This window comes from Jidongwangia harbinensis, from assembly GCF_020216025.1.
Classification (GTDB): Bacteria; Actinomycetota; Actinomycetes; order Mycobacteriales; family Micromonosporaceae; genus Actinoplanes; species Actinoplanes harbinensis.
The window spans coordinates 1-21,800 of the sequence record NZ_JAIWNC010000032.1 but is presented as its reverse complement, the minus strand read 5'-3'; the positions used below and the strand labels follow the sequence as shown (position 1 = coordinate 21,800).

Here is a 21,800-nt window from a genome sequence, read left to right as displayed (position 1 = left end):
GCCCGTGGGAACCGTCAGACGCTCCGAGCCGCCAGCAGTTCCTCGACCCGGTCCGCGTACGGCGACGGCCGGTCCGAGCCGAGCGACTCCAGGCCGATGTCCTTGCGCCACGTCTCCAGGGCCTGACCGGCCCGGGACGCGAGGTCGTCGACCTGCTGCGCGGTGTGCGGGTAGATGAGCTGCAGGCCCCGGCGGTCGTTGTCGGACAGGTCGATCCCGTTGCCGGTGGGGGCGCAGGGACTGGGTGTGGACTTGTAGAAGAACGGCTCGAACGCGTACAACATGATCGAATCCGGGTGGAACGGGCCGGCGATGACCTCGTCGCCCTCCCGCCGCCGCAGGTTGTGGTCGACCTTCGCCCGCGGCCAGAAGTTCGGCGCACCGGCCAGGTACGTGTAGATGCCGGGTCGCCGCCCCGACGGGTCCGCGATGAAGACGCCGCGCGAGTTCCGGGTCGGCACGTAGCCCTCGTCGTCGTCCCAGCGGAACTCGTTCTCACAGTCGCCGCGCATGTTCTGGTGCTCGTGGTGGAACGCGAGGGCGTGCAGGAACTCGTGCCGGACGGTCCCCTGCCAGTCGTCCGGCAGTTCCTCGGTGAACCCGCCGAGGTTGAGGCTGCGCTGATGCGGACGGCCGCCGACGCCGCCCTCCGGCGGGCTGATCGTGGCGTCGGTGCTGTCGGTGCCGACGAGCGACCAGAAGCCGCCCTCGTCGAAGCTGACCCGGATCTCCGCCGCGTACTCGGTGTCCGACTCGGTCCACCGCCGGCACCGGCCGGTGGCGTCGTCCCGGCCGAAGTCGAGCGTCAGGTTGGCGACGTCGGTGATCTGCCGGGTGGCCTCGACGATCCGGCCGTGCAGCTCGTCGTCGCCGTCCAGGAACGCCACCCGGACCGTCGCGCCCGGACGCCACCGGGCCAGGTCCGACACCAGGAACTCCAGTTCCGCCGTCCCGGCCGCGGTACGCCGGCGCCACGCGTCCCGCACCTCCAGCCCCGCCACCACCTCGTCGGGCAACGCCTCCAGCCGGCGTCCCACCATGCGATCCGGACTGATCTGGTCTTCGCTCATCAGGAACCTCCCGTGGCGGTCGCCGGAGCCGCGCATCGGCCCGGCAGATGAGGAGCACGCCCGAAAAACCGTGCACGTCGGACATTGCGCCGAGGTGCCGGAAAACTCAATCGGATCAGGGACACGCCGGCGGCGGTGATCCGTCAGGTCGGATTACGGCTGCACCGGAAACGCCGACGAGGCGTCCGGCCACCTGCTCGCGTCGGTGACCGAGGGCACCTCGAGGCCCTCGAGGATCTTCTTCATCTCCGCGTCGGGCAGCTGGCCGCTGACCACATCGATCTTCGCCGCCCCGCCCGCGCCCCAGGTGTAACAGAAGTCGTCGCCGCACCGGGGGGCGGTCGGGCGGGCCCGCTTGGTGGCCGGCGACACCAGGATCTCGAACCGGTTCGGCAGATGGTCGTCGGTGTCCGTCTCCCACGGCGCGGTCAGCCCGGACGGCTCCGGCGGCGACTTGGCGAACACCACCCCGCCGTAGTTGTCGTCGTCCGCGGACGCGATGCCGTTCAGGCTGGCCCAGGCCCGGCTGCCCACCTGCACCGGCCGGTAGCCGGGCGGAACGTACGTCATCCGGAGCGGCACCTTGGCCGGCGCGGCCCGGTCCGGCTTCAGCCGCTCCGCCAGCGCCCGCAGATCCCGCGGGGCCGGATTGTTCTCCAGCGCGTAGTGCGACTGCACGGTGGCCCACCGCTGGTCGGCGTACTGCCAGGCGAGGAACCGGTCGGTCTGGGTGCCGTTCGGCGAGGAGCCGTCCCGCACCACGGTCCGCTGCAGCGCGGGACGTCCCGCCACGGTGGTCCGTTCCCCGCCGGCCACCGCCTCCGGGTCGAAGGCGCCGGGCCGGTAGACCGTCAGGTACGCGAACAGGTCGCCGTCGCCGGTGACCCGCGCGATCTCGTACGCGCTGGACACGATGACCGGATCGTGCACCCGCAACCGGCCCACCCGGTACCCGGAGAAGGTGAAGGTGAAGGGCTCGGCCGGCCCCGGGTCGGCCGCCGCGGGCGGCTTGGCCGGCGCGGACGGCGCGGCCGACGGCGCGCCGCCGGCCCGGTCGGCGCCGCGGCCCGGGTCGTCCCGGTCCAGGATCTGGGGCAGGCCGATCGCCGCGGTCAGCGCGGCCGTGGCGAGCGCGGCGCCGGCCACGGTCGGCCAGGCCCAGCGGCGGCGCCGGCGGCGCGCGGCGTCCGGGTGCTGGCGTGCCACGGTCACCGGCGTCTCGTCGGTCAGCGCGATCCGCGCCGCGGGCGGTACCGCACCGGCCGGCCGCCCGTCCGGCAGGAGCAGGTCGAGCAGTTCCCGGGCGCTCGGCCGGTGCCGGGGGTCCTTCTGCAGTGCGCGGCCGACCAGGTCACGCAGGGGCGCGGGCACCCCGTCGAGGTTCGGCGGCTGGGTGAGGATGCGCACCGCGGTGGCCGGCGGCGACTCCGCGGCGAACGGGGTACGGCCGGTGGCGGCGTACGCGACCACCGCGCCCCAGGCGAAGACGTCCGCCGCCGTGGTGACGTGCGCGCCGGAGTCGCTGTCGGTGTCGAAGCGCTCCGGCGCCATGTAGGCCACCGTGCCGACCATGTGATCGGTGCGGGTGTGGTGGCTGGTGGCCTCCAGCGGCCGGGCGATGCCGAAGTCGATCACCTTGACGCCGCCCATGGCGAACAGCACGTTGTCCGGCTTCAGGTCGCGGTGGATCACCCCGGCGCCGTGGATCGCGGCCAGCGCGGTGGCGATGCCGACCGCCACCCCGTGCAGCTCGGCGCCCTGCAGCCGGCCACGCCGGCGCACCACGGCCGCCAGGCTGGGACCGTCGACGTACTCCACCACCAGGTACGGCGGGTCGTGGTCGGGATCGGCGTCGAGCACCTCGGCGGTGCAGAACGGCGGCACCTGACGCACGCGGCTGACCTCGCTGCGGAACCGGTTGCGGTACTGCTCGTCGTACGCCAGCTCGCTCCGGACGATCTTGACAGCGACCGACCGGCCGGACGGGTCGCGCCCGAGGAACACGACGCCCATGCCACCCTGGCCGAGCCGGGCGATCAACTCGTACCGGCCGAGCCACCGTGGATCACGGGCATGCAACGCAGATTGCACGCAACGCTTCCCTCCTACCGCCCGGAGAAACACCGTGCCACGCTGGGTGATCTCTGGCGACGATGGTAACGCGGATCGGGTGATCGAGCCGTCTCGATGCGGTCAGGGGCCGACCGGGAACGCCGACACGGCTTCCGGCCAGTCCTCCGGAGCGGTGACCTCGGCCAACTTCACGCCGTCCAGAATGCGCCGCTTCTCGGCTTTGGAGAGTTGCTGGCTGACCACGTCGATCCGCACGCCGTCCTGCACCCGCCACAGGTAGCAGGAGCCCTCCTCGCACTCGGTCGGATAGGGCGGCGCCTTCTTGCGGTCCGGCGAGACCAGCACCTCGAACCGGGTCGGCAGGTCGGTGTCGATCGAGGTACGCCACGGCGAGGTCAGCCCGGCCGGCTTCGGCAGCGGCCGCGCGAACACCGCGCCGCCGTGGTTGTTCAGGTCGATCGCCCTGATCCCGGCCACGTTGGCCCAGGCCCCGGTGCCCACCTGCACCGGCTGGTAGCCGACCGGGACGTAGCCCAGGGTGAACGGCAGGGTGGCCGGCCGCGCCCGGTCCGGCTTCAGCCACTGAGCGATGTCCCGCAGGTCCCGCGGGGACGGGTCGTTCTCCGCCGCCGAGTACGCCTGCAGGGTGGCCCACCGCTTGTCGGCGACCTCCCAGGCGAGGAACCGGCTGGTCAGGCTGGTCGGCAGGCCGGGTGCCTGGTCCACCGCCGACCGCTCCAGCGCCGGGCGCCCGCCGACGGTGGTCCGCTGCACCCCGGCCACCGACTCCGGGTCGAAGACACCGGTCCGGAACAGGGTGAGATAGGCGTACAGGTCACGGTCGTCGTTGACCCGGGCGATCTCGTACGCGGTGGAGACCACGGCCGGGTCCTGCACCCGGTACCGGCCGACCCGGTAGCCGGAGAAGGTGAACGTGAACGGCTCGGACGGCTCCACGAACATGGTGGCCGCCTGACCGGCCGTCCCGGTGGCCCGGTCCTGGCCGGCGCCGGGATCGGCCGCCGACCCGTCGGTGCCACCGAAGACCCACGGCAGGCCGATGGCGGCGGTCAGGGAGACCGTGGCGAGCGCGACGCCGGCCGCGGCCGGCCACGCCCACCGGCGTTCGGCCCGCACCCGGCGGTGGGCCCGGCGCCGGCCGCGGCGCCGGGCGACGGTCGCCGCCGTCTCGCCGGTCAGCGCGATCCCCGCGCTCACCGGCAGTGCCGGGGTGTCCTGGGTGTCGCCGCGTTCCGGATCCGCGCCGCTGGTGTCCACCGGCACCACGGCACTCGCCGCCCGCCCGTCCGGGACCAGCAGATCGACCAGTTCACGGGCGGTGGGCCGGCGGCGCGGGTCCTTGTCCAGCGCGCGGCCGACGATGTCCCGCAGCGATTCCGGCACGCCGTCGAGATCGGGCGGCTGGGTGAGGATGCGCATCGCGGTGGCCGGCGGCGAACCGGCCGCGAACGGGGTACGGCCGGTGGCCGCGAAGCCGACCAGCGCTCCCCAGGCGAAGATGTCGGCGGCGGTGGTGACCTCGTCGACGGCATCGGTGTCGAAGCGCTCCGGCGCCATGTAGGCCACCGTGCCGACCATGTGATCGGTGCCGGTGTGGTGGCTGGTGGCCTCCAGCGGCCGGGCGATGCCGAAGTCGATCACCTTGACGCCGCCCATGGCGAACAGCACGTTGCCCGGCTTCAGGTCGCGGTGGATCACCCCGGCGCCGTGGATCGCGGCCAGCGCGGTGGCGATGCCGACCGCCACCCCGTGCAGCTCGGCGCCCTGCAGCCGGCCGCGCCGGCGCACCACGGCCGCCAGGCTGGGACCGTCCACGTACTCCACCACCAGGTACGGCGGGTCGTGGTCGGGATCGGCGTCGAGCACCTCGGCGGTGCAGAACGGCGGCACCTGCCGGGCTCGGCTGACTTCGCTGCGGAACCGGTTGCGGTACTGCTGATCGTAGGAGAACTCGTTCCGGACGATCTTGACCGCCACGGATCGGCCCGAGGGGTCACGTCCGAGAAACACGACGCCCATGCCGCCCTGGCCGAGCCGGGCGATCAACTCGTACCGACCGAGCCACCGTGGATCACGGGCATGCAACGCAGAGTGCACGCAGCGCTTCCCTATCGCTCACCCGCACAAGCGGGAACCATCCGGACCGATCCCAGCAAAAACACCGGTGGCTTTGCCCGGATGGTCCGGCCGGGAGGCCGCTCCCACCACGGCTCATTCGCCACGCTGTGTTACTGCTGGCGACGATGGTAACCCGGCGTCGGCGGATGTAGAGCTTTCAATGAAGTGATCTCGGTACGGATGTGCTCGGACGACCCGGGGCATATCACCGGCAATCATGAGGTAGTCCCCACACACGACACCCGTCACGGCAATCCGGATCGGCGTTCCGACAGTCGGCGCGAGCCAGGTAACGACGTTGATGTACCAGTGATCTCAGTGGGAGGTCCGCGGAAGTGCTGCCCGGTTCGCGGGACGGGCAATCAACCCCCTCGTGGGGTACGCGGCGGGTCGCCTCAGAGAGCGATCATCGGTGCTGAGTTCTCGGGTGTGTAGATCTTGGAGGCGGAGGCGAATCTTGGCGGCATTCTGCCCCCTATGGGGGCAATTCTGCGCCAAGATTTGACCGGGCCTCCAAGATCTGCGAGGACGCTGTCGGCGCGAATCGTCGTTGGCTGTCGTACGAAGCGGCCACGTGGCTCACGAGCCGACTGCCGTGCCGCCGGGCGATCTCAGCGGTTCGTCGTACTGAAGTGCATGTAGTCCTTGAGGGTCCGCCACCGGCCGCCCCAGTGGAACCCGTTCGCGGTGAACGCGCGCACCGCACCCTCGGCGTGCACCATGCCGATCCGGTAGCGGTCTCGGCGCAGCCACCCCGTCCCGGCCGGCGGGTCGATGTAGGTGCCGCGCACCATCGGGTTCTGCAGCGGATTCAGGTCGATCGCCCGGCCGTACGCATGCTGCGACCAGGTCCTGGTACCGGCCACCGGCCGGCAGCGGAAGCCGGAGGTGACGATGCTCATGTCCGTCTGACCCGGCATGTTGACCCACATCGGGGCCATCCCCATGATCCGGTAACGCCACCGGTACAACCAGTAGAACGCGCGCTGGGTGGCGGTCACCAGGCTCTTGTGCATGACGATGGAGCCGTCGTGGTAGCGGCCCTGGAAGTCGACGTACGACACCCAGATCCGGCGCAGGTCCGCCGGCGGCACCGGGCATCTCCGGCGCGGATCCCAGCCCACCGAGGCCGGGGAGACCGGCGCGACCCGGGTACGCCAGGCCGGCAGCGCCGCCGGCGGCCGGTTCAGCCGCAGCGTCGCGTCCACCTGCGCCCGGTCCGGCGCCGCCACCTGGTTCCACCGGCGCAGGTCGGCGAGCCGCACCCGGTACGCCCGGGCGATGTCCGCCATGGTCTGGCCCGGCTTGACCACGTGCCACACCGTGCCGCCCGGCGCCGCCTCGGCCGGCCCGGCGGGTGCCACGACGACCAGGGCGCACAACAGGGCCAGCAGTCTCCTCGGCATGGTTATTGACGGTACGAAACCCGCGGCCGAAATGTGCTTGAACCGGTCAGATCGGGTCGATCACCCCGTCGATCCGCTCGGGTCGCGCGCACTGGCTGGCCACCACGACCGGCCCGCCGCCCGCACCGTCCACCATCGACTCCATCACGTCGAGGATGTGCAGTGCCAGGTCCGCTCCGGCGCGGTGCGGGCGGTCCTCGGCCAGCGCGTCGGACAGGTCCCGGATGCCGATCCCCCGGCCGCCGTCCAGGTAGCCGGCGCCGACCGGCAGCACCGTCCAGTCCCCGGCCGCCCGGGTGCAGATCCGCACCGGCCCGGTGAAGTAGTTCGGGTCCGGCAGCGACAACGAACCGGCGGAGCCGTACACCTCGACGTACGGCAGCCGGGCCGCGGAGATCTCGAAGCTCATCATCAGCGTGGTCAGCACGCCGCTCTCGTGCTCGAGAACGCCGGCCACGTGCGTGTCGACCTCGACGTCGAAGACGGTGCCGGCGCGCGGCCCGGTCGCGATGGTGCGCTCCGCCCGGGACCGCGACGACAGGCCCACCACCCGGCGTACCGGGCCGAGCAGCTGCACCAGCGTGGTCAGGTAGTACGGGCCCATGTCGAACAGCGGGCCGCCACCCGGCCGGTAGTAGAACTCGGGGTCCGGGTGCCACAGCTCGTGCCCGGGCGCGGTCATGAACGCGCTGGCCGCGTACGGCGTCCCGATCCGCCCCGCGTCCAGGGCCGCCCGGGCGGTCTGCACGCCGGTGCCGAGCACGGTGTCGGGCGCGCAGGCCACCCGTACGCCGGCGGCCTCCGCGGCCGCGATGATCGCGCGCCCGTCGGCGGTGGTGGCGGCGAGCGGCTTCTCGCCGTACACGTGCTTGCCCGCGGCGATCGCGGCCAGCGCCACCTCGGCGTGCTGTGCCGGGGTGGTCAGGTTGAGCACCAGGTCCACCTCGTCGGACCGGACCAGCTCGGGCAGTGGCATCGCCCGCGCCCCGGGGTGCTGGTCGGCGAGCTGCTGTGCGCGCGCCGGGTCCAGGTCGGCCACCGCGGTGACCGCCACCCGGGGCAGCCGGGCGAGCGTGGCGCTGTACTGGCCGCTGATCCGGCCCGCACCCACGATCCCCACCCTCATCGTGCCGCCCACAGCATGCCCCTCTCCACGATCGTGCGTACGTTCGGATCCTCCAGCACCTCGACCCGGTGCCCGGGGGTGGCCACGAAGATCCGGCCGCGGCCCCACTGCCGGGTCCAGACCGCCGGCGCGGTGATCGGCCGGTGCCAGGCGCCCCACGGCCGGACCGCGGTGGTGGTGGTCGCCAGCACGTCGACGTAGTCGTCGGCGAGCACCCAGTACTGCTCGGTGTGCAGGTCGAAGTCCGTGATCCCCCGGGTGATCGGGTGGTCCGCGGCGGCCGGCGTCATGGCGATGCGGTGGGTGACGTAGTTGTCGGACTGCTCACCGGTCCGTTCCTCCGGGCCGGTGCGCGCCGCGTGCGCGGCGAACTGACCGCCGATCAACTGCAGATAGTCGGAGCTGTTCCGGTACGAGTCGGCGATGCCGCCGTGCCAGCCGGCCAGGCCGGTGCCCGCCTCGACCGCGGCGATCAGGCCGGCCACCTCCTCGGCCTGGATCGTCGACATGGTCATGCACTGCACGATCAGGTCGGTCCCGGCCATCAGGGCCGCGTCGGCGTACGGCGCGGGCGAGTCCTCCACCTGCACCGCGAAACCCTGCTCCTTGAGGTACGGGATGAACAGATCGGTGGCCTCGACCGGCTGGTGGCCATCCCATCCGCCTCGGACGATCAACGCGCGGCGTGCAGATGTCATCGGTGTCCCTTCGTCGACCAGACCATTCTCGTTCGCCGGTGCGCACCCGTTGGGTACCTTTCCCATGATCCGGTGTCCGGATACGCTCGCCCGACGATGACTGACGCGCGGGACGCACTCGCCGCGGCCGCCTCCCGGCGTCCGGCGGTCGCGGTGGCCGCGCTGGTCGTCCTCGGCCTGCTCGTCGCCGGAGTGGTGCTCGTCGCCGCGCCCGACCGGCGCGCCGCCACGCCGCTGCCGCCGCCTCCTCCCCCGTTCCTGCCACCGCCGTCGGCGGAGTTCGTCCCGGCCGTGCCGGCGTTCTCCGATACGCCCTCCGACACGGTCCCGCGTCCGGGGACGTCGTCGGCGGGCCGCCCACCGGCACCGGAGCCCACCGCCACCACCGTCCGTCCGCCGTCTCCGCCGCCGTCCCGCGGCCGGCCGGCGCCGACCCGGCCGCCGGCGGCACCGGTGACCGGTCGCTACCGGGTCGTGCAGTCGTTCGCCGACGGGTTCATCGGCGAGGTGCTCATCGTCAACACCACGGCGCGGGACCGCAACTGGACGGCGCGGCTGGCGTTCCCCGGCAACGTCGGCGCGCTGCGTACCTCCTGGGTGGAGTCGGCACCGCAGGCGACGCTCGGCCGGGACGGCGACGCGTTCGTCTGGACCTCCGGCGCACCGGTGGCCGCGCGCTCGCGGGTGGCGCTCCGCTTCCACTTCACCCGCTCCGGGTCCGGCGACCGGCCGCGCCAGTGCACGGTCAGCGGCTCCGCCTGCGCGTTCGCACCTTCCGGGGATACGCCCTAACGGGACAAGAGGGTGTGCCGGTCACCGCCGAATCCGCGTGCCGCCTAGGGTTGTCGTGCATTCCCATCGATCGGAGACACGGGGGCCTTCATGAGGGGAACGACGCTCGCCGCTGCGTCCGGCGGCGCACACCGGACACTGCGGCGCGCCGGCCTGGCCGGCGCACTGACCGCGCTGGTCGTCACGAGCGGACTGCTCGCGGTCCCGGCCGCCGCCGTCACCGGCGGCACGCCCGCGGACGGCTACGGCTTCGCGGCCCACATCCAGGTCGGCACCACGGTACGCGGATGCTCCGGCGCGCTGGTCGATCCGGAGTGGGTCGCCACCAGTGCCTCCTGCTTCGCCGAAGCCGGCCAGGCGGTGCCGGCGGGCCCGCCCGCGCTGCCGACCACGGTCACCGTGGGCCGGCCCGACCTGCGGTCCACCACCGGCGGACAGGTGCGCAGCGTCGTCCAGGTGCTGCCGCACCCGGGCCGCGACCTGGCGCTGGCCAAGCTCGCCCAGCCGGTGATCGACATCGCCCCGGTGGCGCTGGCCACCACCGCGCCGGCCGTCGGCGAGACCCTCCAGGTGGCCGGCTACGGCCGCACCGCCACCGCGTGGGTGCCGGACCGGCTGCACGGCGGCGCGCTGACCGTCCAGGCGGTCGGCGGCTCCACCATCGACCTGGCCGGCAGCGCCGGTGCACCGGTCGGCATCTGCAAGGGCGACGCGGGCGGCCCGGCACTGCGGCCCCGCGGCACCGGCGTCGAACTGGTCGGCCTGCACGCCGCCTCCGGACAGGCCGGGTGCTTCGGCGCGCCGGACGGCGCATCCAGCACCGCGGTCGAGACCCGGCTCGACGACGTCGCCGGCTGGGTCCGCCAGGCGGTCCGCGGCGGTACCTTCGTCCGCCTCCCCACCAGCGCGGCGGCCCTGGACACCCGGAACGGCACGGGCGCCACGGCCGGTGCGCGAGCGGCCGGCAGCACCACGAGTTTCCGGGTCGCCGGCGTCGGCGGGGTGCCGGCCACCGGCGTCACCGCGGTGCTGGTGGACGTGACCGCGATCACCACGACCGCCGGCCTGTTCCTCACGGTGTTCCCGGAGGGCACCACCCGGCCCGCCGCGCTGTCCACCGTGAACGCCACCGCCAGCCAGATCATCTCCAACGCCGCCGTGGTGAACGTGCCGGCCAGCGGCCGGCTCTCCGTCTACACCAGCGGCGGCGGCGTGCACATGACGGTCGACGTGCAGGGCTACTACACCGGGGCGGCCGACGCCGGCGGCGGCTACGTGCCGGTGACCCCGACCCGGGTGGTGGACACCCGCAGCGGGCTCGGCGGCAGCAGCGTCACCATCCCCAGCGGCGGAAGCCGGTCGTTCCCGATCGCCGGCGGCGTGGTCCCGGTCGGGGCGTCGACCGCGTTCATCGACCTGATCGCCACCGGCGCCACCGCACAGGGCTGGGTCGGCACCATCCCGCCCGGCGGCACGAACCGCAGCGTCATGGACTACGTCCCCGGCACCACCTCGCACGGCGCCGCGGTACGCCTGGGCACCGACGGACGCGCCACCTTCACCAACAACAGCGGCTCCCCGATCCACCTGGTGATGACCGCCACCGGCTACTTCACCGGCAGCCCGGCCACCGGCGCCGGCCTGCGCACGCTGACCGCCCGACGGGTGATCGACACCCGGAGCGGCACCGCACCGCTACCGGCCAACGGCACCGTGGACGTCTCCACCGGGCTGCCACCGGGCGCCACCGCCGTCGTCAACCTGATCGTCGTGGGCAACACGGCCGGCGGTTACCTGCACGCCTGGCCCCTGGGCGGCACCGAACCCGGCACGTCGCTGTCCAACTACCCGCCCACCGCCGACCTGGCCCGCGGCGGCCTGGCCAAGGTGCAGGTCGGCACGAGCGGCAAGATCCGGTTGCGCAACGTCAGCACCGGCACCACGCACCTCGTAGTGGATCTCGAGGGCTGGTACGCCCCGAACTGACCGCACGCCGCAGCTGCCCCGGACGCCACCCGGCTCCGGGGCAGCGCCGACCAGGGACCGGCGCGGGAGCCCGGCGCACCGGTGGGACACCACGCCGGTACCTTGACATTCGGCAGTTCGCGGCGACATTCAGCAGTTCACGGCGGTCCTGGAGATGAAGCGATGCGGGTTTTGATGGTGGCACCACCCGGGGCCGGCAAGGGCACTCAGGGCGCGATCATCGCCGCGCACTTCGACGTACCGCACATCGCCACCGGTGATCTGCTCCGCGAGCACGTGGCCCGGGGCACCGAGCTGGGCCGCGCGGTCAAGGAACGGCTCGACCGCGGTGAACTGGTGCCGGACGAGGTCGTGCTGGAGATGGTCCGCGCCGCGATGGTCACCGCGAAGTCGAACGGCGGCGGGTACGTGCTGGACGGCATGCCCCGCAACATCACCCAGGCCCGCGCGCTCTACCAGATCGCCCTCTCCCTCGAGATGACGGCGAACGTCGCCCTGCACCTGAAGGCGGCCGACGACGAGCTGATCCGCCGGCTGCTCGCCCGGGCCGCGCTGGAACACCGCTCCGACGACACCGAGGACGTCATCCGGCGCCGCCTGGCGCTCTACCACGAGGTGACCCACCCGATCGTCGAGTGGTACGAGGCGCGCGGCATCCTCGTCTCGGTGGACGCCATGCGCCCGGTCGAGCGGGTCGCCCGGCAGATCCTGACCGCCCTGGAGGCGATGCGGCCGCTGATCGACTTCGTCCCGGAGACCGCCCGCCGGTCCGTCGACCTCACCGGACTGGGCGTCGCGTTCGGCGAGACCTGAGGCGTTTACCGGGGATTCGCGCGGGTAGCCAGGGCCGGCCGGAGAAATGGACCGGCAAGAGGAGGCGCCCGATGCGAGCCATGGTCTACCGCGGTCCCTACCGCCTGCGGGTCGAGGAGAAGGACCGCCCGTCGATCGAGCATCCCAACGATGCGATCGTCCGGGTCACCCGCGCCGCGATCTGCGGCTCCGACCTGCACCTGTACCACGGCATGATGCCCGACACCCGGGTCGGGATGACGTTCGGCCACGAGTTCGTCGGGGTGGTCGACGAGGTCGGCTCCTCGGTGCGGAACCTCGCGGCCGGCGACCGGGTGATGGTGCCGTTCAACATCTTCTGCGGGTCCTGCTACTTCTGCGCCCGCGGGTTGTACTCGAACTGCCACAACGTCAACCCGAACGCCACCGCGGTCGGCGGCATCTACGGCTACTCGCACACCTGCGGCGGGTACGACGGCGGCCAGTCGGAGTACGTCCGGGTGCCGTTCGCCGACGTCGGCCCGAGCCTCATCCCGGAGTGGATGGACGACGACGACGCGGTGCTGCTCACCGACGCGCTCGCCACCGGATACTTCGGCGCGCAGCTCGGTGACATCTCCGAGGGCGACACGGTCGTGGTGTTCGGCGCCGGTCCGGTCGGCCTGTATGCCGCGAAGTCGTCCTGGCTGATGGGCGCCGGCCGGGTGATCGTGATCGACCATCTGGACTACCGCCTGCGGAAGGCGGCCGAGTTCGCCCATGCCGAGACCTACAACTTCGTGGAGTACGACGACATCGTCGTGCAGATGAAGAAGGTCACCGACCATCTCGGCGCCGACGTGGCCATCGACGCCGTGGGGGCGGAGGCCGACGGGAACCTGGTACAGCACGTGACGGCCGCGAAGCTGAAGTTGCAGGGCGGCTCGCCGATCGCGCTGAACTGGGCCATCGACTCGGTCCGCAAGGGCGGCACCATCTCGGTGGTGGGCGCGTACGGGCCGATGTTCAGTGCGGTCAAGTTCGGCGACGCGGTGAACAAGGGGCTGACGCTGCGGATGAACCAGTGCCCGGTGAAGCGGCAGTGGCCCCGGTTGTTCGAGCACGTCCGCAACGGCTACCTGAAGCCCAGCGATATCGTGACGCACCGCATTCCGCTGGAGCACATCGCCGAGGGCTACCACATCTTCTCGTCGAAGCTGGACAACTGCATCAAGCCCTTGATCATTCCGAACGCCGCGTGACGAGACCGGAGGCGATCATGCCCTACACACCGGACCGGCCGAAGCCGGCCGAGTCGAGCGACGAGCTGCGGGCACGCATCCCCGGCTGGGGTGCCGACCTGGATCCGCGGGACCGTCCGTCGGTGCCGAAGGAGGTGTACGACCCGAAGGCCACCGGCGCGCACTGGGAGTTCCCGGAACGCCAGCCGGAGAAGTGGCCGCGGGAACGCTCGATCGAACACCGGTTCCTCACCCCGGTGTTCGGTACCGCCTGCCCGCCGAAGGGTCTCTCCGGTGCCATCCGCCGGTTCGCGTACGCCCGGTACAGCGAGGGTCGGGCGGCGCACTGGCTGCTCCTGCTCGGTGCGGACCGGGTGGACGCGGTGGAGAGCGCGGCGCGGTCCATGCTGACGCTGCGCCCGGACAACCCGATCACGCAGACCGGTGTCCTGAGCGAATTCACCCACCACCCGATCCGCTCCCGCTTCGGCCGCCGGCGCACCGACCTGGTGCACCAGCCGCTGGACCCGATCCTGGTCGCGGCGCCGTGGGTGGCGGCGGGCCTGATCGGGTACGCGGTTGTCAAGCGTCTGCGGAGAGTGACGTAGCCTCCACGCTGAGGAGGTCGAAACATGGTGAAGACGGTCGGTAACGGACCGCGGCGGGTGCTGGCGCTGCACGGCTGGTTGGGGTCCGCGGAGGGCTGGGGCGATCTGCCCGGCCTCATCGACCCGGAGCGTTTCACGTACGCCTTCCCGGACTTCCGGGGGTACGGCAGCCGCCGGGACGTCCCCGGTGCGTACCGCATCGCCGAGATCAGCGCCGACGCCCTGGCTCTGGCCGACGAGTTGGGCTGGGACCGGTTCTCCGTGGTCGGGCACTCGATGGGTGGCAGCGCCGCCCAGCGGGTCCTCGCCGACGCCCCGGACCGGGTCGAGCGCCTGGTCGGGATCAGCCCGGTGCCGGCCGCCGGCGTGCCCTTCGACGAGCAGAGCTGGGCGCTGTTCGACGGCGCCGCGGAGAAGCCGGAGAACCGGTACGCCATCATCGACCTGACCACCGGCAACCGGCTGTCCCGGCACTGGATCGACGGCATGGTCCGGGCCTCGCTGGACTCCTCCGCCGCGTCGGCGTTCGGGGCGTACCTGCCGGCCTGGGCGCGGACCGACTTCGCCGCCGAGATCACCGGCAACCCGGTGCCGGCGCTCGCCGTGGTGGGCGAGCACGACCCGGCGATCGGCGCGGAGACCATGCGGGCCACCTGGCTCAACCACTACCCGAACGCCCGGCTGGAGGTCCTGGCCAACGCCGGCCACTACCCGATGTACGAGACCCCGATCCGCCTGGCCACCGTCCTGGAGGACTTCCTCCTACACATGCCGGCGGACGGCTGACCGTTGCACGGTGCCATGTTCTCCGGCTCGGTGTACATCAACGTCCGGCTCCGACCACGGGGGTGGTGTACTGGTTGCCACCCCGCACGCCATCTCCGTTGTAGATCGTCGAGCCGCTGTTCGTGGCGATCAGCTGAATGTCGTTCCGCACCGACACGGTCGGCTCGGACCGTCCACCCGGACGCCCTCGGCCCGGGCCTCCTCGACCACTCTGGACACCGCCGGGCTCGGTTCGCCGCGCCAGTGGAGCCGTACCGACGACGCCTCGGCATCCACCTCGAGCCCGGCTAGCCCGGCGGCGCGAAGTAGTCGCGCAGCATGGCGATCAGGTCGCCCCGGACCCGGTAGATCTGCACCAGCGACACCGGCATCCGGGTCCCGTCGGCGTCGTCCAGCACGGTGTCGATCTCGCAGATGAACGTGTCCGGATCGGCGGTCTCGTGCAGGACGTAGCCGGAGAGTTCCACATTGACCTTGCCGTCGAAGGCGGGCTCGCGGTGGTATTCACCGATGCCGGCCCGGATCGCCGCGCGGCCCTCCATGCGACGGGGCAGCGCATGCCCGGCCGGCATCAGCGGAGCCTCGAAGACGCCGTCCTCGGTGAACAGGTCCGCGACCGCGTCCGCATTCCGGCTGATCGGGCCGGTGTAGACGTAGCGCTCGAAGATTTCCCGGTGCGAAAGGGTCACTCCTTCCAATCTACCCCTCCCGCGGCCGGCAGCGGTTGACACGGATCGATGCGTCGACTGATGTGGACGCACACCCCTTCCTGCCGCAGGAGGTTCCATGTCATCCAGGCGCTGGGCGGTCACCGCCGCCACAGTCGTTCTGACGGCCGGTCTGCTCACCCACCCGGGAGCGGGCGCCGCCGCCGCACCCACCGCACCGGCCGCCGCACCCGTGATCGAGCTGGCCGCGGGCGAGACCGCGCTGATCCGCTTCCGCCTTCCCGACGAGGCCACGTACGCCGACCTGATCGCCTCCGGCGCGGACGTCGCCGCGCGCCCGCGGACCTCGCCCGGGCAGGTGATGGCGGACGTGGTGGTCAACGCGGGACAACTGTCCGCGTTGACCGGGCGCGGCGCGGTCGCCGTCCAGCTGATCCAGCGCGGGTCCGACGGGGCCCGCCGGCTCGCCGAGAGCCGCCGCGGCACCGCCCGGGCCGCCGACACCCTGCAGTTCCTGCAGGCCTACTGGTGGACCAGCGGGGGCAAGACGTTCGTGCAGACCCAGGTGGCCACGACGGCCGCCGACGACCCGGACGTCGAGATCACCGTGACCTGGCAGACCGCGGACGGCGCCACCGGCTCCTACCCGCTGGTCCGGTTCGAGGACTCGGGCGAGTACCAGTACCACTACGCCCTGCCGCAGCCGCTGCCGGCGCAGCCGGTGCGGCTCACCGCGACGTCCAGCCTCGGCGGCCGGTCCCGCGCCGCGACCCCGGCGGCCTGGCCGGGCGTGACGCCGCCGGCGCTGCCGAGCGGTTACCAGAAGGACTTCATCGACTCGTACCTGACGCCGGTCGACATCAGCGCGCGGATCAAGCGGCTGGCCCGGCAGTACCCCGATCTGCTCGACGTGATCGACCTGCCGAACCGGACGCAGGGCTACCGCCGGACCGCCACGGCGTATCTCAGCGACCCGGCCACCGTGGCCGTGGTGGTGGAGTCGGTGCGGTTCGGCGACCAGGGCATGAACGGCGTCCAGGTGCGGTCCGTCGACCCGGGACGGCCGAACCGTCCGCTCGGTGCGACGTACCGGGACCGGCTCCTGACCGTCTCGCTGGCCACCGACGCTGCGGGCGCGGTGATCAGCACGACCGACGACGTGGCCGCGTTCCTCACCGCGCGCTTCCCGCAGCAGTTCCGCGCGTCCGTGGCGGACGGCTCGGCCGGGCAGCGCATGCCGGTGGCCGGGCCGGTCCGGCTGGACGACGGGCTGGACGGTGCCGAGGTGCCCCGCCGGCCGTGGACCGTGCAGGCGCTGCGGATCGGCGCGGTCCGGGACGGCTCCCGGACCGGCGTGCTCGCCTACTCGCAGGAGCACGCCCGGGAGTGGGCGACGCCGCTGGTCACGCTGGAGTTCGCGGAACGCCTGCTGGCCAACTACGCGACCGACGCGGAGACCCGGGAACTGATGGAGTCGGTCGAGGTGTTCGTCATTCCGACGGTGAACCCGGACGGCGCGAACTACTCGTTCCACGACTTCGCCATGCAACGGAAGAACCTGGTCAACCACTGTACGGGCGCATTGCGTGACCCGCGGTGGGCGGACATGTGGGGCGTTGACGTGAACCGCAACTACGCGGTCGGCTCGCTGTTCGACGGGTACGTGGGCGCCAGCACCAACTGCCTGTCCGGCGTGCACGCGGGCACCGGCGAACTCTCCGAGGCGGAGAGCCGCAACGTGGTGGCGCTGGCCGAGGCGAACCCGAACATCAAGTACTCGATGAACGTGCACAGCTACGGCGGCTACTTCATGTGGTCCCCGGGCGCGTACCAGGAGCAGGGCCGGGTCACGCTGCCCCGGCCGTCGATCGACGAGCAGAAGTACTTCCTGGACAGTGCCCGCCGGGTGGTGGGTGCGATCGCCGCCGAGCGCGGAACGGTCACCTGGCCGGCGTACACCGGTCCGGTCGCCGACGTGCTCTACTCCGCGGCCGGCAACTCGGCCGACCATCTCTACTACGACCTGGGCATCACCGCCTGGAACTTCGAGGTCGGCAACGACCGCTGGAACGAGTCCACCCAGCGGTGGGAGGCGATGGGCTTCCAGCCGCCGTTCGCCGAGGCCCACGCGGAGGCACAGGAGTACGCGAACGGCCTGCTGGAGCTGGTCCGGATCGCCCGCGACCGGGCCGCCGCCAGGTCCTGACGAGCGGTCACCGCGGAGTCGGGTACGGCTCGGCTCCGCGGTCCGGCCCGGCGCCGGGCGGGCGGGCGAAGGTCAGGCCGTCGAACGCCTCGCGCACCTCGCGTCGCGGCTTGCCGCAGGCGTCAGCCGGCACGCCCGGGCGGACCCAGCGACCCTGCGCGTCGTGCAACGCGAACCACGGCAGGATGACCAGATTCGCCGTGCACGGGTCGTTGGTCCGCCGCTCGTCCGGCAGTCGCAGCGCGGCGACCAGCGCATCGACCGATTCGGCCCGCCGTTCGGTGGTTGCCGGGTCCGCCCCACCGCCGGGCGGGATCAGCGGCCCGGTGCCGCAGACGGTCACCGCAACCGCGGTGAACCCGTCGTCCAGCAGCGGCAGCCGGAACACGTCGACGTCGCCGCCGCCGTCGGACAGCCGGGGCCGTCCGGACGGGCCGGCGCTGCGGTCACCGCCCCGCGCCTCGTCGCACGAGCGCCATGTCGGATGCACCTCGGGCGGGCCCTCCGGCCGGGCCAGGCCGGATCCGGCGCATCCGCCCGCCAGTGCCAGCGCCAGGACCGCCGCACCGCTGATCCTCCGCATGCCGCCTCCTCCTGCCACCGTCCGGTCCCGGTCCGTGTGACGGCCGATCCGCCGCCCGGGTTCCCGGGCGGCGGACGATCAGTGCCGGATGCCGTATCGCAGCGACTGACCCAGGTAGTCGATCTGGAACAGCACGCGGTACGTGATGCCGTCGGGTACGTCGGTGGCCAGTACCACCTCGGGCCCGCCGGGCGGCGCGGAGCAGGCCAGGACCGGCTCGGTGTACCAGCGCTCGCCGTCCGCCGGGGTGAACTCGATGAGGAAGGTCTGGCAGTGGTCGTCTCGATTCTGCGGGTCTTTGATGTTCTTGACGCTGATCGTGGTGCACCGAGCGTTCGCCGGCACGGTCAGCGGTTCGCTGACCACCCGTCCGCCCTCGTAGTAGTCCGCCTGCGGGCGGACGGCGCGGCACCCCGGCGCGGCGGTCGCGGGTGGGCTCGCCGCGACGGTGAGCCCGGTGCCCGTCAGCGCGCAGCACGCGGCCCCGGCCGCGACCCGCCGCAACGTACGTGTCGATGGGGACATGATGCCGATCCTCTCGTCCGTGCCGTCTGACCCGCCCAGTGAACGCCTCTCGCCGACCTCTGGTTTCCCAACGTCCTCGATCGGACACCGTGCGTCACGGCGTCTCGCCCATCCGGTCCACCACCGCGCGGCCGAGGACGGCGGTCGTGGCGGTGAGCATGCCGGCCTTGCCGCCGTCGGTGTCCTCGACCAGGTAGCTGCGCTCGCCGAGGTATTCGAAGGTGTCCGGGTCGAAGATCCATTCGGTACGCTCGCCGGCGTTCACCCGCGCCACCGCGACGCCGTGCCGGCCGGTGGCGTCGACCGCGTCCGGCACCAGCTGCACGCCCGGGATCTTCGCCGCCACCCGGTACAGGGCGGCGCTCAGCTCCGGCGACATCAGCGACTCGCGCAGCAGGTCGCCGATGAACGCGAACGAACCCGCGTCCCGGTCGTCGCCGTACCGGTGGGCCCGCCGGTGCACGGCGCGCAGCAGCTCGTCCGGGTCGGTGGGCAGGTCGACGGACCATCCGTTGGGCACGGCGCCGACCAGGTCGATCGTCTCCCCCCGTTCCCGGATCAGTCCCTCGTCGCCGGCCGACTGCGGGATCCAGATCTCCCGGTCGTGCAGCTCGTCGAGGGTGCGCGGGCCGTCACCCACCTGACTGGTCCAGGCGACCCGGCTCCGCACGTACACGTACTGGCCGGGGCTGATCGACGTGTCCGGCCGGGCGGCGGCCACCAGGGCGGCCCGGTTCAGGAACGCGGCCGTGCCCTTTTGATCACCGGGCAGCACCTGCACCGCCGCGGACCGCCCGGCCGGCCGGTCCGCCGGTTCCGCCCCGGAGCGCAGGACCAGGCCGGTGGCGAGCACGGCGGTCAGGACGGTCGCGGCGGCCGGGACCGCGAGGATCAGCCGGCGACGGGGGCGCACCGCGGGCGCCGACCGGATCTCGCTGAGCACGTGGTCCCTGAGGTGCTCCCGGAGGCCGGCGGGAAGGTGCGGGTCGCCGGGCGGGGGCAGCAGGCCGGCCAGTTCCGCGCGGTCGTCGGTCGCGGTGGGGCGGGACGGATCGGTCATCGGTACTCCTCCTGAGTGGACCGGGCCGTCGCGGCACGGTCACCCTGTTCCGGTCCGCTGCGGGCCGGCGGTTCCGCCGGCGCGCGCGACCGGTTCATCTCCTCCTCCGCCAGCGCGCGCAGGCGGGTCCGGGCCCGGGAGAGCCGGGAACGGACCGTGCCCACGGGTACGCCGAGCGCCTCCGCGGTGGCCGCGTAGTCCAGCTGGGACCACACGCACAGCAGGAACACCTCGCGTTCGGTCCGGCGTAACCGGCGCAGTGCCGCCGCGGCCGCGGTGAGCTGGGCCGCATCGTCGATCCGGCCGGCCACCTCGTCGGCGATGTCGGGCACGTGGTCCGCGGGCGGCAGCCGGAGCATGGCGGCCCGGTGCCGGCGCATCGTCCGCCAGCGGTTCCGCAGCACGTTGGTGGCGATGCCGAGCAGCCAGGGACGCAGGTCACCGCCCTCGGGCCGGAGCGTGTCGCGGATCCGCCACGCCTCCAGGAAGGTCAGCGACACCACGTCGTCGGCGCCGGCATGGCTTCCGTTCGCCCGTACCGCATGCCGGTAGACGGCGCCGGCATGCTGGTCGAACACCTGCCCGAAGGCGGCGGCGTCCCCGGCCCGGATTCGGGCCCGCATCGTCGAGTCCACACCCTGTCCTGTCCGCTCGCGGCCGGCGGTTCCATCCTCTCCCGGCGGGCCTTCCGCGGCCGGTTCCCTCCACCCCGCCGCACATGTACGGTTATCGATGCATGGGAGCGCTCCCACCCATGCGCCGTCCCCACCGTCCCCGAGGAGTCCCGCCCATGCGTTCCCGCCCCGTCCTGGCCGCCGCGGCGGTCGCCGTCGCCGCCGGTGGCCTGCTCGTCGGCCTGTACACCCCGGCGGCCCAGGCCGCCGGTGCGTGCACCGTCGACTACACGGTCAACCAGTGGTCCAGCGGCTTCACCGCCGACGTCAAACTCACCAACACCGGTCCGGCCGTCACCTCCTGGGCGCTCACCTGGAACTTCGCCGGCGACCAGCGGGTCTCCTCCGGCTGGAACGCCCAGGTGGCCCAGTCCGGGCGCACGGTCACCGCGTCCAGCCAGGGCTGGAACGGGCCGCTCGCCACCGGCGCGTCCGCCTCGTTCGGCTTCCAGGCGACGTTCTCCGGCACCAACGCGACGCCCACCGACTTCGCCCTCAACGGGGTGTCCTGCAGCGGGGACGCACCGCCCAGCACACCGCCGTCCAGCACGCCGTCCAGCACGCCGCCCAGCACGCCGCCGTCGACGCCGCCCACCTCGAACCCGCCGCCGCCGACCGGCTGCAGCGGGGCGAGCTGTGACGACTTCGAGAACCAGGCGGCCGGCGCACCGGGCGGCAACTGGGCCGTCACCTACCCCGACTGCCAGGGGGCCGGCACCGCCACCGTGGACAAGAGCGTCGCGCACAGCGGCACCACGTCGCTGCGGGTCAACGGCGCCGCCGGGTACTGCAACCACGTGTTCGTCCGCAACGCCGCCATCCTGGGCGCGGCCGGCAACGTGGTGCACGTGCGGTACTGGGTCCGGCACACCACCGCGCTGCCGACCGCGCACATCACCATGGTGGCGCTGCGCGACGCCAACGACGGCAACCGCGACCTGCGCTTCGGCGGCCAGAACGGCGCGCTGCAGTGGAACCGCGGATCCGACGACGCCACGCTGCCGGAGCAGAGCCCGAACGGCGTGGCGCAGTCCCGGCCGCTGCCGACCGGCTCGTGGAACTGCGTGGAGTTCAAGGTCGACGGCACCAACGGGACGATGGAGACCTGGCTCAACGGCACCTCCGTCCCGGGGCTGCTGCAGGACGGCGTACCCACGCACGACATCGACGGGCAGTGGCTGAACCGGACCTACCGCCCGGCCCTGACCGACCTGAAGCTCGGTTGGGAGAGCTACGGCGAAGGCGCCGACACCCTCTGGTACGACGATGTCGCGGTCGGCAGCTCCCGGCACGGCTGCTGATCTCCGCCCGGACGGCGGGCCCCGCACCCCCGGCCCCCCGCCGCGCAATACCCCGTGACGTTGCCGAGCTGCCGCCGCGTGTGGGGC

19 protein-coding genes are annotated in these 21,800 nt (G+C 72.7%); 8 read left to right on the top strand and 11 right to left on the bottom strand.

What is annotated here, in order from left to right; all coding sequences use genetic code 11:
• Positions 1-14: 14 nt before the first annotated feature.
• From LDL48_RS31545 to LDL48_RS31520, 6 genes are all read right to left on the bottom strand, one after another.
• On the bottom strand, positions 15-1,070 hold the full coding sequence (locus LDL48_RS31545) for a zinc metalloprotease (RefSeq protein WP_225258777.1): 1,056 nt from the start codon (positions 1,068-1,070) through the stop codon (positions 15-17).
• 153 nt (positions 1,071-1,223) lie between these two features.
• Complete coding sequence (locus LDL48_RS31540; RefSeq protein WP_225258776.1) at positions 1,224-3,161, bottom strand: serine/threonine-protein kinase; 1,938 nt, start codon at positions 3,159-3,161, stop codon at positions 1,224-1,226.
• A gap of 102 nt (positions 3,162-3,263) precedes the next feature.
• Entirely contained in the window at positions 3,264-5,261 is a 1,998-nt protein-coding gene (locus LDL48_RS31535; protein ID WP_225258775.1) for a serine/threonine-protein kinase, read from the bottom strand.
• A 632-nt stretch (positions 5,262-5,893) separates the two neighbouring features.
• On the bottom strand, positions 5,894-6,688 hold the full coding sequence (locus tag LDL48_RS31530) for a M15 family metallopeptidase (RefSeq protein ID WP_225258774.1): 795 nt from the start codon (positions 6,686-6,688) through the stop codon (positions 5,894-5,896).
• 46 nt (positions 6,689-6,734) lie between these two features.
• Positions 6,735-7,799, bottom strand: coding sequence for a Gfo/Idh/MocA family protein (locus LDL48_RS31525; protein ID WP_308016513.1), 1,065 nt, complete (start codon positions 7,797-7,799; stop codon positions 6,735-6,737).
• Positions 7,800-7,810: 11 nt separating this feature from the next.
• Positions 7,811-8,512, bottom strand: a complete 702-nt coding sequence (locus LDL48_RS31520; protein WP_225258772.1) for a ThuA domain-containing protein — start codon at positions 8,510-8,512, stop codon at positions 7,811-7,813.
• A gap of 96 nt (positions 8,513-8,608) precedes the next feature.
• On the opposite strand from LDL48_RS31520, the gene LDL48_RS31515 reads away from it, so the two are divergent.
• From LDL48_RS31515 to LDL48_RS31490, 6 genes are all read left to right on the top strand, one after another.
• The gene (locus LDL48_RS31515; RefSeq protein ID WP_225258771.1) at positions 8,609-9,304 is read left to right on the top strand and encodes a cellulose-binding protein; all 696 of its coding nucleotides are present in this window, start codon (positions 8,609-8,611) and stop codon (positions 9,302-9,304) included.
• 90 nt (positions 9,305-9,394) lie between these two features.
• Complete coding sequence (locus tag LDL48_RS31510; RefSeq protein ID WP_225258770.1) at positions 9,395-11,290, top strand: trypsin-like serine protease; 1,896 nt, start codon at positions 9,395-9,397, stop codon at positions 11,288-11,290.
• 162 nt (positions 11,291-11,452) lie between these two features.
• Entirely contained in the window at positions 11,453-12,103 is a 651-nt protein-coding gene (locus LDL48_RS31505; RefSeq protein ID WP_225258769.1) for an adenylate kinase, read from the top strand.
• A 71-nt stretch (positions 12,104-12,174) separates the two neighbouring features.
• Complete coding sequence (locus tag LDL48_RS31500) at positions 12,175-13,323, top strand: zinc-dependent alcohol dehydrogenase (RefSeq protein WP_225258768.1); 1,149 nt, start codon at positions 12,175-12,177, stop codon at positions 13,321-13,323.
• Between the two features lie 17 nt (positions 13,324-13,340).
• Positions 13,341-13,910, top strand: a complete 570-nt coding sequence (locus LDL48_RS31495) for a hypothetical protein (RefSeq protein ID WP_225258767.1) — start codon at positions 13,341-13,343, stop codon at positions 13,908-13,910.
• Positions 13,911-13,934: 24 nt separating this feature from the next.
• Positions 13,935-14,696, top strand: coding sequence for an alpha/beta fold hydrolase (locus LDL48_RS31490; protein WP_225258766.1), 762 nt, complete (start codon positions 13,935-13,937; stop codon positions 14,694-14,696).
• A gap of 287 nt (positions 14,697-14,983) precedes the next feature.
• On the opposite strand, the gene LDL48_RS31485 is transcribed toward LDL48_RS31490, so the two are convergent.
• On the bottom strand, positions 14,984-15,385 hold the full coding sequence (locus tag LDL48_RS31485) for a nuclear transport factor 2 family protein (RefSeq protein ID WP_225258765.1): 402 nt from the start codon (positions 15,383-15,385) through the stop codon (positions 14,984-14,986).
• Positions 15,386-15,482: 97 nt separating this feature from the next.
• On the opposite strand from LDL48_RS31485, the gene LDL48_RS31480 reads away from it, so the two are divergent.
• Complete coding sequence (locus tag LDL48_RS31480) at positions 15,483-17,570, top strand: M14 family zinc carboxypeptidase (RefSeq protein WP_225258764.1); 2,088 nt, start codon at positions 15,483-15,485, stop codon at positions 17,568-17,570.
• 7 nt (positions 17,571-17,577) lie between these two features.
• Here LDL48_RS31480 and LDL48_RS31475 read toward each other — a convergent pair whose 3' ends face one another.
• The 4 genes from LDL48_RS31475 to LDL48_RS31460 all read right to left on the bottom strand — a co-directional run bounded on the left by LDL48_RS31475 (position 17,578) and on the right by LDL48_RS31460 (position 20,361).
• Entirely contained in the window at positions 17,578-18,153 is a 576-nt protein-coding gene (locus LDL48_RS31475) for a hypothetical protein (protein WP_225258763.1), read from the bottom strand.
• A gap of 78 nt (positions 18,154-18,231) precedes the next feature.
• Positions 18,232-18,678, bottom strand: a complete 447-nt coding sequence (locus LDL48_RS31470) for a hypothetical protein (RefSeq protein ID WP_225258762.1) — start codon at positions 18,676-18,678, stop codon at positions 18,232-18,234.
• 94 nt (positions 18,679-18,772) lie between these two features.
• The gene (locus LDL48_RS31465; protein WP_225258761.1) at positions 18,773-19,738 is read right to left on the bottom strand and encodes a CU044_5270 family protein; all 966 of its coding nucleotides are present in this window, start codon (positions 19,736-19,738) and stop codon (positions 18,773-18,775) included.
• Complete coding sequence (locus LDL48_RS31460) at positions 19,735-20,361, bottom strand: RNA polymerase sigma factor (RefSeq protein ID WP_225258760.1); 627 nt, start codon at positions 20,359-20,361, stop codon at positions 19,735-19,737. Before LDL48_RS31460 ends, LDL48_RS31465 begins: the two co-directional genes overlap by 4 nt.
• A 167-nt stretch (positions 20,362-20,528) precedes the next feature.
• Between LDL48_RS31460 and LDL48_RS31455 the strand changes: the two genes are divergently transcribed.
• Positions 20,529-21,713 (top strand): cellulose-binding domain-containing protein, encoded by a 1,185-nt coding sequence (locus tag LDL48_RS31455; protein WP_225258759.1) that lies wholly within the window; start codon positions 20,529-20,531, stop codon positions 21,711-21,713.
• Positions 21,714-21,800 lie beyond the last annotated feature (87 nt).

Coding starts and splice junctions, on each gene's coding strand:
- LDL48_RS31545 (WP_225258777.1), bottom strand. CDS start 1,070: ATGAGCGAAGACCAGATCAGTCCGGATCGCATGGTGGGACGCCGGCTG.
- LDL48_RS31530 (WP_225258774.1), bottom strand. CDS start 6,688: ATGCCGAGGAGACTGCTGGCCCTGTTGTGCGCCCTGGTCGTCGTGGCA.
- LDL48_RS31520 (WP_225258772.1), bottom strand. CDS start 8,512: ATGACATCTGCACGCCGCGCGTTGATCGTCCGAGGCGGATGGGATGGC.
- LDL48_RS31515 (WP_225258771.1), top strand. CDS start 8,609: ATGACTGACGCGCGGGACGCACTCGCCGCGGCCGCCTCCCGGCGTCCG.
- LDL48_RS31510 (WP_225258770.1), top strand. CDS start 9,395: ATGAGGGGAACGACGCTCGCCGCTGCGTCCGGCGGCGCACACCGGACA.
- LDL48_RS31505 (WP_225258769.1), top strand. CDS start 11,453: ATGCGGGTTTTGATGGTGGCACCACCCGGGGCCGGCAAGGGCACTCAG.
- LDL48_RS31500 (WP_225258768.1), top strand. CDS start 12,175: ATGCGAGCCATGGTCTACCGCGGTCCCTACCGCCTGCGGGTCGAGGAG.
- LDL48_RS31495 (WP_225258767.1), top strand. CDS start 13,341: ATGCCCTACACACCGGACCGGCCGAAGCCGGCCGAGTCGAGCGACGAG.
- LDL48_RS31490 (WP_225258766.1), top strand. CDS start 13,935: ATGGTGAAGACGGTCGGTAACGGACCGCGGCGGGTGCTGGCGCTGCAC.
- LDL48_RS31480 (WP_225258764.1), top strand. CDS start 15,483: ATGTCATCCAGGCGCTGGGCGGTCACCGCCGCCACAGTCGTTCTGACG.
- LDL48_RS31475 (WP_225258763.1), bottom strand. CDS start 18,153: ATGCGGAGGATCAGCGGTGCGGCGGTCCTGGCGCTGGCACTGGCGGGC.
- LDL48_RS31470 (WP_225258762.1), bottom strand. CDS start 18,678: ATGTCCCCATCGACACGTACGTTGCGGCGGGTCGCGGCCGGGGCCGCG.
- LDL48_RS31465 (WP_225258761.1), bottom strand. CDS start 19,738: ATGACCGATCCGTCCCGCCCCACCGCGACCGACGACCGCGCGGAACTG.
- LDL48_RS31460 (WP_225258760.1), bottom strand. CDS start 20,361: ATGCGGGCCCGAATCCGGGCCGGGGACGCCGCCGCCTTCGGGCAGGTG.
- LDL48_RS31455 (WP_225258759.1), top strand. CDS start 20,529: ATGCGTTCCCGCCCCGTCCTGGCCGCCGCGGCGGTCGCCGTCGCCGCC.